This is a genomic window from Pseudomonas sp. v388, from assembly GCF_003935425.1.
Lineage (GTDB): Bacteria > Pseudomonadota > Gammaproteobacteria > Pseudomonadales > Pseudomonadaceae > Aquipseudomonas.
This window is the reverse complement of the sequence record NZ_RHQN01000006.1, coordinates 329902-342081: the sequence shown is the minus strand read 5'-3', so window position 1 is coordinate 342081 and position 12180 is coordinate 329902. Positions and strand designations below refer to the sequence as shown.

At 62.4% G+C, this 12180-nt stretch carries 13 protein-coding genes; 11 read left to right on the top strand and 2 right to left on the bottom strand.

Annotated elements, in window-relative coordinates; genetic code table 11:
* Positions 1-138: 138 nt before the first annotated feature.
* Genes EGJ27_RS16475 through EGJ27_RS16465 form a run of 3 tightly spaced genes read left to right on the top strand, consistent with a single transcriptional unit; the run spans position 139 to position 1816 of the window.
* Positions 139-501 (top strand): CidA/LrgA family protein, encoded by a 363-nt coding sequence (locus tag EGJ27_RS16475; RefSeq protein WP_125831806.1) that lies wholly within the window; start codon positions 139-141, stop codon positions 499-501.
* A 2-nt stretch (positions 502-503) separates the two neighbouring features.
* Entirely contained in the window at positions 504-1214 is a 711-nt protein-coding gene (locus EGJ27_RS16470) for an LrgB family protein (protein WP_177523051.1), read from the top strand.
* A gap of 11 nt (positions 1215-1225) precedes the next feature.
* Positions 1226-1816, top strand: a complete 591-nt coding sequence (locus tag EGJ27_RS16465; RefSeq protein ID WP_125831804.1) for an LON peptidase substrate-binding domain-containing protein — start codon at positions 1226-1228, stop codon at positions 1814-1816.
* Between the two features lie 3 nt (positions 1817-1819).
* Here the strand turns inward: EGJ27_RS16465 and EGJ27_RS16460 are convergent, their stop codons facing one another.
* The gene (locus EGJ27_RS16460) at positions 1820-3148 is read right to left on the bottom strand and encodes a bifunctional DedA family/phosphatase PAP2 family protein (RefSeq protein WP_125831803.1); all 1329 of its coding nucleotides are present in this window, start codon (positions 3146-3148) and stop codon (positions 1820-1822) included.
* A 3-nt stretch (positions 3149-3151) separates the two neighbouring features.
* Positions 3152-3823 carry a DNA-3-methyladenine glycosylase gene (locus EGJ27_RS16455; RefSeq protein ID WP_125831802.1) on the bottom strand — a complete coding sequence of 224 codons (672 nt, stop codon included), beginning with the start codon at positions 3821-3823 and terminating at the stop codon, positions 3152-3154.
* 365 nt (positions 3824-4188) lie between these two features.
* Here EGJ27_RS16455 and EGJ27_RS16450 point away from each other — a divergent pair, with 365 nt between their 5' ends.
* From EGJ27_RS16450 to EGJ27_RS16415, 8 genes are read left to right on the top strand one after another with little or no spacing between them, the layout of a single operon-like run.
* Complete coding sequence (locus EGJ27_RS16450; RefSeq protein ID WP_125831801.1) at positions 4189-5454, top strand: glutamate-5-semialdehyde dehydrogenase; 1266 nt, start codon at positions 4189-4191, stop codon at positions 5452-5454.
* 22 nt (positions 5455-5476) lie between these two features.
* Positions 5477-6136, top strand: coding sequence for a nicotinate-nucleotide adenylyltransferase (gene nadD, locus EGJ27_RS16445; protein WP_177523050.1), 660 nt, complete (start codon positions 5477-5479; stop codon positions 6134-6136).
* 60 nt (positions 6137-6196) lie between these two features.
* Positions 6197-6583: a ribosome silencing factor gene (gene rsfS / locus EGJ27_RS16440; protein WP_125831800.1), complete on the top strand. Its 387-nt coding sequence runs from the start codon at positions 6197-6199 to the stop codon at positions 6581-6583.
* Between the two features lie 9 nt (positions 6584-6592).
* On the top strand, positions 6593-7060 hold the full coding sequence (rlmH, locus tag EGJ27_RS16435; protein ID WP_002555336.1) for a 23S rRNA (pseudouridine(1915)-N(3))-methyltransferase RlmH: 468 nt from the start codon (positions 6593-6595) through the stop codon (positions 7058-7060).
* A 28-nt stretch (positions 7061-7088) separates the two neighbouring features.
* Positions 7089-8984 carry a penicillin-binding protein 2 gene (mrdA, locus tag EGJ27_RS16430; protein WP_125831799.1) on the top strand — a complete coding sequence of 632 codons (1896 nt, stop codon included), beginning with the start codon at positions 7089-7091 and terminating at the stop codon, positions 8982-8984.
* 31 nt (positions 8985-9015) lie between these two features.
* On the top strand, positions 9016-10119 hold the full coding sequence (gene rodA / locus EGJ27_RS16425) for a rod shape-determining protein RodA (RefSeq protein WP_177523049.1): 1104 nt from the start codon (positions 9016-9018) through the stop codon (positions 10117-10119).
* A gap of 17 nt (positions 10120-10136) precedes the next feature.
* Complete coding sequence (mltB, locus tag EGJ27_RS16420) at positions 10137-11144, top strand: lytic murein transglycosylase B (protein ID WP_125831797.1); 1008 nt, start codon at positions 10137-10139, stop codon at positions 11142-11144.
* A complete protein-coding gene (locus EGJ27_RS16415; RefSeq protein WP_125831796.1) occupies positions 11144-12163 on the top strand; it encodes a septal ring lytic transglycosylase RlpA family protein in 1020 nt (339 codons plus the stop codon). The genes mltB and EGJ27_RS16415 overlap by 1 nt, the downstream gene beginning before the upstream one ends.
* Positions 12164-12180: the final 17 nt, after the last annotated feature.

The window sequence follows — 12180 nt, the reverse complement described above, 5'->3', positions numbered from 1 at the left end:
GAGCGAACTGAAGATCAGCAGAGGGTTGGAGGTTGGTCAAGGCGCCTGGAGCGCGCGAATACCTGCTCATGACCCTTGGCGCGGCGTGTTTATAATGCGCGCTGTTTTATCCGGTCCGTTCATTTCGCTGGAGTTCTCATGTTGCTACGGGGTCTGACATGGCTGGTGCTGTTCCAGTTGCTGGGAACGGCGCTCAACCATCTGTTCTTGTCGATGCTTCCGGGGCCGATCATCGGTCTGGTATTTCTGCTGGGTTATCTGATGCTGCGCGGCGAAGTGAGCGAGCCGGTCAGCCTGGCCGCCACCAGCCTGCTGCGTTACCTGCCGCTGCTGCTGGTGCCGCCCGCCGTGGGCGTGATGGTCTGGGCCGCAGCGATCGCCGAAGACTTCTGGGCCATCTTCGGCACCCTGGCCTTGTCGTTGATGATCTCGGTGACCTTCGCAGGCTGGCTGATGCAGAAACTGATCGAGCGCCAATCGCGTCGCGGGGAGCGCTCATGACCCTGGACTGGCATGGCGCCTGGATGTCGGTGATCCATCACCCGCTGTTCGGCATCGCCATCACTTTGGGCGCTTATCAGCTGGCCATGGCGGCATACGAAAAGACTCGCTGGCTGTTTCTGCAACCGGTACTGGTCTCGATGCTGGTGGTGATCGCGATCCTGCTCGCATGTGGCCTCGATTATGTCGAATATCGCAGCAGTACCGAGATTCTGGGCGTACTGCTGGGGCCTGCGACCGTTGCCCTGGCCGTACCGCTTTATCTGAATTTGCGGCGGATTCGCCAGTTGCTGTGGCCAACCTTAACTACGCTGGTGATTGGCGGAGTGTTTGCGACGGGGCTTTGCGTGGCGCTGGGCCTGTTGTTCGGGGCCGATCAAATGATCCTGATGACCATGGCGCCCAAGTCCGTGACCTCGCCGATTGCCATGCTGGTGGCCCAGCAGATCGGCGGCGTTGCGGCCCTGGCCGCGGTGTTCGTGCTGATCACGGGCGTATTCGGTGCGATATTCGGGCCCGGCCTGTTGTCACTGGCCGGCGTGACCCATCACGCAGCCCGGGGTATGGCGCTGGGCCTGACCGCGCACGCGGTAGGCACTTCGGTGGCTTTGCAGGAAGGTGAGGAAGCGGGAGCGTTCGCGGCGCTGGCGATGAGCCTGATGGGCGTGGCGACCGCGCTGTTCCTGCCGTTGGCTGTGTCTTTGACCGTTTAAGGGTACTTTTTATGACGTTGCCTCTGTTTCCACTCAACGCTGTGCTTTTTCCAGGATGCGTGCTTGACCTGCAACTTTTCGAGGCGCGCTATCTGGACATGATCGGCCGCTGCATGAAACAGGGCGAGGGGTTCGGCGTGGTGTGCATCACCGAAGGCAGCGAAGTGGGCGTGGTGCCGGGCGGCTACTCACTGATCGGCTGCGAAGCACTGGTGCGCGATTTCCAGCAGCAGGACAACGGCCTGCTCGGCATTCGCGTGGTGGGCGGGCGGCGTTTCCGGGTGCTGAGCACCGAAGTGCAGCGCGATCACCTGCTGGTGGCGCAGGTTCAATGGCTCGAAGAACCTCATGAGCGCCCGTTGCAGGAAGAAGATGCCGATCTGGTCGCGCTGCTCGAAGCGCTCGCCGAACATCCCATGGTCGCCTCATTGAATATGGGCGTCAGCGCCGAGGGCCAGCAGTCGCTGTCCAATCAGTTGGCTTACCTGTTGCCGTTCACTGAACAGGACAAGATCGAGCTGCTGGAGATCGACGATCCTGAAGAACGTCTGGACGCCATTCAGGAGTTGCTCGACGAAATGCAGGGTGACCTGCAGGCCTGATCCTCAACCGCGCGGTAAATACTGATAGAGCACCAGGCCATGGGACATGGCGTTGACCGCGAAGGCACCAAACAGCGCGGTCAGTAACGGCACGACCAGCCACCAGACCTTGGCCGACATTGCCGGCAGCGGCTGCCGGTACTGAATGACCGCCAGGCTGGTGGCACACAGACAGAATGCCAGGACCATCCCGGCCAGAATATCGGTCGGCCAGTGCACGCCCAGGTAGACGCGCGACAGCGCAATGGACAGGGCCGGGATTCCACCCACCAGCATCCAGGTCAGGCGCAGGCGAACCGGTTGCCCACGACCGGCGAGCACCGCCAGGGTCATGAACAGCGCGAAGGCCGCGGAGCTGTGGCCACTGGGCATGCTGTAGGTGGTCAGCGGTTCGACCAGCACGTCCGGGCGCGCCCGGGCAAAGAGAGCCTTGAGCGTACCGTTGGCCATCGCCGTACCCAGCGTCGTGGCGAGCGCGAATGCGGCGTGCCGCCATTGGCGGGCGATCAGCAGCGCAAGAATCAGCACGCCGGCGGCCAGCAGCTGCGCCTTGAAGTCACCAATACTGGTCACCAGAATCACGATGTTGTGCGCCGCTTCGCTGCGATGCTCCTGGACCAGCGTCATCAAGCCTTGATCGAAATCCGCCAGGTACGGCCAGCCGGCAAACAGCGCGCCCACTATGACCAGACTGAGCACAGCGATCACCTTGGTGGCGTAGCGTTTCTTGCGCATGCTGCTCTGGATGCTCAGGCCCAGCAGCAGGGCCAGACCTGCACCGACCACCGCCGCCTCGCTCCAGAAACCTTCCGGCAGTGGCAGGCGAATCGCCGCGCCCGCAGCCCAGCCGGGCAACAGATAGGCGATCGACCAGCCCGCTGCGGCAATCACACTCACGGCGGCGAAACGCGGGAACGGCATGTCGCACATGCCGGCGATCATCGGCAACATGGGCCGCAACGGACCGATGAAACGTCCGACCAGCAGGCTGGCGATGCCATAGCGGTGAAAGTAGGCTTCGGCTCCGGTCATCCATTCCGGATGCGAGCGCAAGCCTGGCAATTGCCGAATGTTCTGGTGGAAGCGCCTGCCCAGGAAGTACGACACCGCATCGCCGAGCAGACCGCCCAGGAATCCCAGCAGCAGAACCTCGCTCAACGGCAAAATGCCGCTGCCGGCCAATGCAGCGATGGCGAACATGACGACGGTGCCCGGTACGATGATGCCGACGATGGCCACGCACTCGACGAACGCCACCACAAAAATCGCCACGGCGACCCATGACGGGTTCGCGGTCAGCCAGCCGGTAATGCCCGAGAGCCATTCGCCCATGGGTCAGCTTCCTTGTTCAAGAAATAGATAATCGCGGCCTTCGACCTGGCCGCGTCTGAGAGGGTTCCGTGTACAGAAACGGGCATATTCGGCGTCGACGAATCGATACAGCAGATGCTCGTCACGCCCGACTGGAATACCCAGGCGAGTGGTCTGGATGACACGCTCAGGCGTCTGGCCAACATCCTCGACCCGTATTCGCTGAGGGTCGAAACGCTTGGCGTCCCACATCGGGACTTTCAGGCCCAGTGCCTTGCACAGCAACGTTTGCCCGGCGCACAAGCGTTCCGGCGCGCGAACCGCTCCACTGGCATCGGGATTGTTCAGCTGCATTTGCGCCAGCGCGTTCTCGTCACTCAGGGCGTCGACCCAGGGAAAGGCGGATTTGATCAGCACGGCATTGCCCGGGCCTTCGGCGCTGAAGTTCAGCGAATCACCGCCCCGGGCGTAGTACATGTAGATATGGCCGCCTTCGAGGAACAGCGCCTTGCGCTTTTCGGTATAGCCCAGCGACGCATGACTGCCTTTGTCCGCCAGGTAGTACGCTTCGGTTTCGATGATGCGAGCCGCCAGCCACAACTCACCGACCTTGTGGCGAATCACTTTGCCGAGCAGGTCGCGAGCCAGTACCTGAGCGTCACGGTGGAAGAAACTGTCGGGAAGAGCTGAGTGCATGGGCTGGCATAAGAAAGTGGAAGGCCGCAGATCATAACAAGCGTTGTGTTAATTGCAGCTGAATGTGTCGGGCCACGGCATTTTCTTGTTTCTGGAAATGACGGTGCGTCTGTGGCGGCACCGCCATGATCATTGCGCAGGCCCTGTGGGAGCGGACCGGGCGGCGCTCCGCTTGTCCGCGAAGACGTATTGCCAGGCGACACACACATATCGACTGTACCGACCTCTTCGCGGACGGGTCCGCTCCCGCAACTGTTTGGTGGGAAACCTGGACTGTTATCGACCATCCGCCTGTCTGCGCTGTCGTTCGGGCGGCCGGACCGCTATAATCGGCCGCTTTCCTCTCCGCCAAGACCTCTGAGACCATGACTGAGTCCGTTCTTGACTACATGACCCGCCTGGGTCGCGCCGCTCGCGAAGCCTCGCGGGTGATCGGTCGTGCGAGTACAGCGCAGAAAAACCGCGCCCTGCAGGCCACTGCCGCTGCGCTGGACGCCGCCCGCGCCGAACTGTCCGCGGCCAACGAACAGGATTTGGCCAACGGTCGCGCCAACGGGCTCGAACCCGCCATGCTCGAACGCCTGGCCCTGACCCCCGCACGGATCGACAGCATGATCGTCGGGTTGCGTCAGGTTGCCGGCTTGCCCGACCCGGTCGGCGCCATTCGCGACATGAGCTATCGGCCATCGGGTATTCAGGTCGGCAAGATGCGCGTGCCGTTGGGCGTTGTCGGCATCATCTACGAATCGCGTCCGAACGTGACCATCGATGCCGCCAGCCTGTGTCTGAAATCGGGCAACGCGACCATTCTGCGCGGCGGCTCCGAGGCCATTCACTCCAATCGTGCGATTGCCGCCTGCATCGAGCGCGGCCTGGCCGAAGCCGGGTTGCCCGCTGCGGTGGTGCAGGTGGTCGAGACGGTCGACCGTGCGGCGGTCGGCGCGCTGATCACCATGCCCGAATACGTGGACGTGATCGTTCCGCGCGGCGGCAAAGGGCTGATCGAACGCGTCAGCCGTGACGCCCGCGTGCCGGTCATCAAACATCTGGACGGCATCTGCCATGTCTACGTCAGTGCCCATGCGGATCTGGCCAAGGCGCAGGACATCGCGTTCAACGCCAAGACTTACCGCTATGGGATATGCGGCGCCATGGAAACGCTGCTGGTCGACCAGACCGTCGCCGCCGACTTCCTGCCGCCGATGGCTGCCCGCTTCCGTGAAAAGGGGGTCGAGCTGCGTGGCTGCGAGCGTACCCGCGAGCTGATCGAAGCCGTTGCCGCCACCGAAGAGGACTGGCACACCGAGTATCTGGCGGCGATCCTGTCGATTCGCGTGGTGACCGGCCTCGATGACGCCATCGAACACATCAACCATTACGGCTCGCATCACAGCGACGCCATCGTTTCGGATCACCAGGGCCAGGTTCGGCGTTTCATGGCCGAGGTCGACTCCAGTTCGGTCATGGTCAATGCGCCGACCTGCTTTGCCGACGGCTTCGAATACGGATTGGGTGCCGAGATCGGCATCTCGACTGATAAGCTGCACGCCCGTGGCCCGGTCGGCCTGGAAGGTTTGACGTGCGAGAAGTACATCGTGATCGGTGATGGCCAATTGCGCGGGCAAGCCTGACTTGAGCAAGCCCATTGCAGCGGTGCCCAGACGTATCGGCATGCTCGGGGGCACGTTCGATCCGGTCCACATCGGCCATTTGCGCGGTGCGCTGGAAGTGGCCGAACTGCTTGAACTCGATGAGTTGCGCCTGATGCCCAGCGCCCGGCCGCCGCATCGTGATCTGCCGGGAGTGACCGCGCTGGATCGTCTGGCAATGGTGCGTTGCGCCGTTGCGGGCGTTGCACCGTTGACGGTGGATGACCGTGAGCTGAAGCGCGACAAGCCTTCGTATACCATCGACACACTGGAATCGATGCGCGCCGAACTGGCCGCGCATGATCAACTGTTCCTGTTGCTGGGTTGGGACGCCTTTTGCGGGCTTCCAGGCTGGCATCGATGGGAAGAATTGCTGGAGCACTGCCATATCGTGGTGCTGCAGCGCCCGGACGCAGACAGCGAGTCGCCGGATGCCATGCGCAACCTGCTGGCGGCACGCGCAGTCAGCGATCCGAAGGCCCTGAAAGGGCCGGGCGGACACATTACATTCGTCTGGCAGACCCCGTTAGCGGTGTCTGCCACCCAGATCCGTCAACTGCTGGCCAGCGGGAAGTCGGTACGTTTTCTGGTGCCAGACGCGGTACTGGCCTATATCGAAGTGCACGGGTTTTACCGTGCGCCGAACACCGATGGAGCGTCCTGAAACAGCTTTGATCAATAAGCGTTTGGGCGTTTCCACACATATGAGCTGAATGAGTTTTTTATGACAAAGCAAAAAATGAGTAGTGAAGAAGTCGTCGCGCTGGCAACAGCTGCCCTGGAAGATGTCAAGGGTGCCGATATCCTGGCCATCGACGTTCGCGAGAAAACCAGCATCGCCGACTACATGCTGATCTGCACCGGTACTTCCAACCGCCAGCTCAACGCACTGGTCGACAACGTTCGCGAGAAGGTCAAGGCTGCTGGCCTGATGCCGTTGAGCGAAGAAGGCAAGGGCGACAGCGACTGGGTTCTGCTGGACCTGGGCGATGTGGTCGTGCACGTGATGACCGCCGCCGCACGCCAGTTCTATGACCTGGAGCGTCTGTGGCAGGGCGCCGAGCAAAGCCGCGCCGCCAGCGCTGCGCATCACACCCCGGGTCACGAATAAGGCATTACTGTGCGTTTGCGTCTGATCGCCGTCGGGTCCCGTATGCCCAAGTGGGTGGAAGAAGGCTGGCATGAATATGCCAAGCGGATGCCATCGGAGCTTGCCCTGGAACTCGTGGAAATTCCGCTCAACACGCGTGGCAAGAACGCCGACGTGGCCCGCTTCATCCGTCAGGAAGGCGAAGCCATGCTGGCCAAAGTGCAGCCGGGCGAGCGGATCGTCACCCTCGAAGTGCACGGCAAGCCCTGGAGCACCGAGCAGCTGGCGGTCGAACTCGATCGCTGGCGGCTGGATGCGCGCACGGTCAACCTGATGGTCGGCGGCCCCGAAGGGCTGGCGCCGGAAGTGTGTGCCCGCAGCGAGCAGCGCTGGTCGCTGTCGCCGCTGACCTTGCCGCATCCCTTGGTGCGTATCCTGATCGGCGAACAGATGTATCGCGCCTGGACGGTCCTGTCCGGGCACCCTTATCACAAGTAGCATCGCTTTTATTGTGAATACGGCCTAAATGTCTCAACCGATCCGTCTCAAAGACCACGAGAAAGACGCACGCCTGGTGCGCGGACGGGTCGTGGTCGGTGCCGTGGCGATCATGTTTCTGGTGTGCGTGCTGATTGCCCGGCTGTATCTGCTGCAGGTAATCCAGTACGACTACCATTCCACTCTCTCCGAGAACAACCGGGTCCACGTTCAGCCGATCCCGCCTAGCCGCGGACTGATCTTCGACCGCAACGGCGTAGTGGTGGCGGACAACCGGCCCAGTTTCAGCCTCAGCGTGACCCGCGAGCGTTCTGGCGAGTGGTCCAAGGTGCTCGACACCATCGTCGAAGTGCTGCAACTCACCCCTGACGACCGGGTGATTTTCGAAAAGCGCATGAAACAGGGGCGCAGGCCGTTCGAGCCGGTACCCATCCTGTTCGAGCTGACCGAAGAACAGATCGCGCTGATTGCAGTGAACCAGTTCCGGCTGCCCGGCGTGGAAGTGGTCGCCCAGCTGGTGCGTCACTATCCGCAGGGGCCGCACTTTGCGCACTCGGTGGGTTACATGGGGCGCATCAACGAGAAAGAGCTCAAGTCGCTGGACCCGGTGGCCTACAGCGGTACTCACCACATTGGCAAGACCGGCATCGAGCGTTTCTACGAGGCCGAGCTGCATGGTCAGGTGGGTTACGAGGAAGTCGAGACCAACGCCCGCGGCCGCGTACTGCGCGTGCTCAAGCGCACCGATCCGGTACCGGGCAAGGACATCGTCCTGAGCCTGGACATCAAATTGCAGGAAGCGGCCGAGGCCGCGCTCGCCGGGCGTCGGGGTGCCGTCGTGGCGCTGGACCCGGCCACCGGCGAGGTGCTGGCGATGGTCAGCGCGCCAAGCTTCGATCCGAATCTGTTCGTCACCGGCATCAGCTTCAAGGCCTACGCCGAATTGCGCGATTCCATCGACCGGCCGCTGTTCAACCGTATCCTGCGTGGCCTGTATCCGCCGGGCTCGACCATCAAGCCCGCCGTCGCCATCGCCGGCCTTGATGCCGGTGTCGTCACGCCCGGCTCACGAGTCTTCGACCCCGGCTTCTACCAGTTGCCCAACTACGATCACAAATACCGCAACTGGAACCGCAGCGGCGACGGCTGGGTTGATCTGGACACCGCGATCATGCGTTCCAACGACACCTACTTCTACGATCTGGCCCACAAGCTGGGCATCGACCGGCTGGCCGGCTACATGAACAAGTTCGGCCTGGGACAAAAGGTGTCGCTGGACATGTTCGAAGAATCGCCCGGCCTGATGCCGTCGCGGGACTGGAAGCGTGCGACCCGCCGTCAGGCGTGGTTCCCCGGCGAGACCCTGATTCTGGGTATCGGCCAGGGCTACATGCAGGCTACGCCGCTTCAGCTGGCGCAGGCCACCGCGCTGGTGGCGAGCAAGGGCAAGTGGAACCGCCCGCACCTTGCCAAGAGCATCGAAGGCAAGTCCCCTGTGGATGAGAACCCGATGCCGGACATCATCCTGCGCGATCCGGCCAACTGGGCGCGGGTCAACCACGGCATGCAGGAAGTCATGCACGGCGCGCGCGGTACGGCGCGCAAGGCGGCTATCGGTGCGCAATACCGGATCGCCGGGAAAAGTGGTACCGCGCAGGTCGTGGCGATCAAGCAGGGTGAGAAATACGACCGCACCAAGGTTCAGGAACGCCACCGCGACCACGCCTTGTTCGTGGGCTTCGCACCGGCGGACAACCCCAAGATCGTCGTCGCGGTGATGGTCGAGAACGGTGAATCCGGCTCCGGCGTTGCGGCACCGGTGGTTCGCCAGGTGCTGGACGCCTGGCTGCTCGACGAGAATGGCGCGCTCAAGCCTGAGTACGCCGGTTCCCTCAATCTGGAGGCTGCGGCCCGTGAAGAGTAGTTTTGACCGCGTCCTGTCCAGTGAAGACGTGATGCGCCGCCGCGCAACGTTCCTGCAGCGCATCCATATCGACGGCCCGCTGCTGATCCTGCTGCTGACTCTGGCGGCCGGCAGCCTGTTCGTGCTGTATTCGGCCAGCGGCAAGAACTGGGACTTGCTGCTCAAGCAGGCCAGCTCGTTCGGCATCGGCATGGTGGCGATGGTGATCATCGCCCAGTTCGAGCCGCGCTTCATGGCCCGCTGGGTGCCGGTGCTGTATGTCATCGGCGTGCTGTTGCTGGTGGTGGTGGACGTCATGGGCCACAACGCCATGGGGGCGACCCGCTGGATCAACATTCCCGGCGTGATTCGTTTCCAGCCTTCGGAATTTCTCAAGATCATCATGCCGGCGACCATTGCCTGGTACTTGTCCAAGCGCACGCTGCCGCCCGATCTCAAGCATGTTGCGGTCAGTCTGGCGCTGATCGGTGTGCCGTTCGTGCTGATTGTCCGCCAGCCGGACCTGGGCACCTCACTGCTGATCCTGGCGTCGGGCGCCTTCGTGCTGTTCATGGCCGGTTTGCGCTGGCGCTGGATCATCAGCGTACTGGCCGCTGCCGTGCCGGCTGCCGTGCTGATGTGGTTCTTCTTCATGCACGACTACCAGAAGCAGCGGGTACTGACCTTCCTTGATCCGGAGAGCGATCCGCTGGGCACCGGCTGGAACATCATCCAGTCCAAGGCCGCCATCGGTTCGGGCGGGGTCTTCGGCAAGGGCTGGCTGCTGGGCACTCAGTCGCACCTGGACTTTCTGCCGGAAAGCCACACCGACTTCATTATTGCGGTGCTGGGTGAAGAGTTCGGACTGGTGGGCATCTGTGCGCTGCTGATCATTTACCTGCTGCTGATCGGGCGCGGGCTGGTGATCACCGCCCAGGCGCAGACGCTGTTCGGCAAGTTGCTGGCCGGCGCTCTGACCATGACGTTTTTTGTTTATGTTTTCGTCAACATCGGTATGGTCAGTGGCCTGCTGCCGGTCGTGGGCGTGCCGCTGCCCTTCATTAGCTATGGCGGAACTTCGCTCGTGACGCTGCTGTCAGCGTTTGGGGTTTTGATGTCGATCCATACACATCGTAAATGGATCGCTCAGGTTTGATTAAGGTGAACTACTCAATGCAAGCAATGCGCAACTGGGCTCGATATGCTCCGGTGGTCGGCCTGGTGGGCATCCTTGGATCAGTGCAGGAGGCGGTGGCCGGCGATTACGAAGGCTCGCCGCAGGTGGCCGAATTCGTCGGGGAAATGACCCGCGACTATGGCTTTGCCGGTGAGCAGCTGATGGACGTGTTCCGTGAGGTCGAGCGCAAGCAGGCCATTCTCGATGCGATTTCCCGCCCCGCAGAACGGGTCAAGCAGTGGAAAGACTATCGCCCCATGTTCATCACCGACGCCCGCATTGCGCGTGGTGTGGATTTCTGGCGTCAGCACGAGGCGGCGCTGGCGCGTGCGGAGCAGGAATATGGCGTGCCGGCGCAGATCATTGTCTCGATCATCGGCGTTGAAACCTTCTTCGGGCGCAATACCGGCAACTATCGGGTCATGGACGCGCTGTCCACATTGGGCTTCGACTATCCGCCGCGCGCTCCTTTCTTCCGCAAGGAACTGCGCGAATTCCTCCTGCTCGCCCGCGAGCAGCAGCTGGACCCTCTGACGCTCAAAGGCTCCTACGCCGGGGCCATGGGCCTGCCACAGTTCATGCCGAGCAGCTTTCGCGCCTATGCGGTCGATTTCGACGGTGACGGCCATATCAACATCTGGACCGATCCCGACGACGCCATCGGCAGCGTTGCCAGCTACTTCAAGCGCCACGGCTGGGTGGCTGGAGAGCAGGTGGTCAGCCGCGCCTCGGCCAGTGGCGAGCAGGTCGACCAGGGTTTGAGCCCTGGTCTGGACCCGGTTATGTCGGTTGGGGAGTTGCGGGCGCTGGGCTGGGCGAGTCATGATGCGCTGCCCGCCGGCTTGCCTGTCACGGCGTTTCGCCTGGAAGGGGCGAGCGGCTCCGAATACTGGATGGGATTGAACAATTTTTATGCAATCACCCGTTATAACCGCAGTGTGATGTACGCCATGGCCGTGTATCAGCTGTCTGAATCGTTGGTTCAAGCTCGAGGCGTCAAGTAATGCGGGCAGTGCCGATCGTTAAAACCCTTAAATTGCTGGCCGTGACCGGGCTTGCGCTGCTGGTCGCCAGTTGTTCGTCGCCTTCGCGCACCACCCAGCCGGGCAAAGCCGGGCCCGTGGTGCGTGCCACGCCGGGGCTGGATATCAACCGTGCCCACAAGGACGGCGCGCCGTGGTGGGACGTTGACGTATCGCGCATCCCCGACGCGACGCCGACCCTGCACACCGGCGCCTACAAGGCCAACCCCTACACCGTGCTGGGCAAGACCTACTTCCCGATGAGTGAATCCAAGCGCTACGTCGCTTCGGGCACCGCATCCTGGTATGGCACCAAATTCCACGGCCAGAACACCGCCAACGGCGAGGTGTACGATCTGTACGGCATGAGCGCGGCGCACAAGACGCTGCCGCTGCCCAGCTATGTGAAAGTCACCAACCTGGACAACAACCGGACCGTGATCCTGCGTGTCAATGACCGTGGGCCGTTCTACTCCGACCGCATCATCGACTTGTCCTACGCGGCCGCCAAGAAACTCGGGTATGCCGAAAGCGGCACGGCGCGGGTCAAGGTCGAAGGGATCGATCCGCAGGAATGGTGGGCACAACGCGGCCGTCCGGCGCCGTTGCTGCTTAATCAGCCGCAGGTGGCGCAGGCTTCGGCCCCGGCAATCAGCGCGTCGACCGGCACCGTCGAACAGTACACTCCGCCGCCCCAGCAGCATGCGGCCCCGGCCGCCCCGTTGCAGGTCGAGGCAAAAAAAAACGTTTCAGGATCAGCCGCTGGGCTGTTTCTCCAGGTGGGAGCGTTCGCCAACCCGGACGCTGCGGAACTCCTGAGATCCAAGCTGAGCGGGATGGTTCGGGCACCGGTGTTCGTCAGCTCGATCGCGCGCAACCAGCAGACACTCTATCGAGTGCGCCTGGGGCCGATCGACACGCAGGGTGAAGCCCAGCAATTGCAGGACAGCGTCAGGTCGGCCAATCTTGGTCAGCCCAGCGTCGTGACGTCGGATCAGTAACCGTTACGTTCAATAAC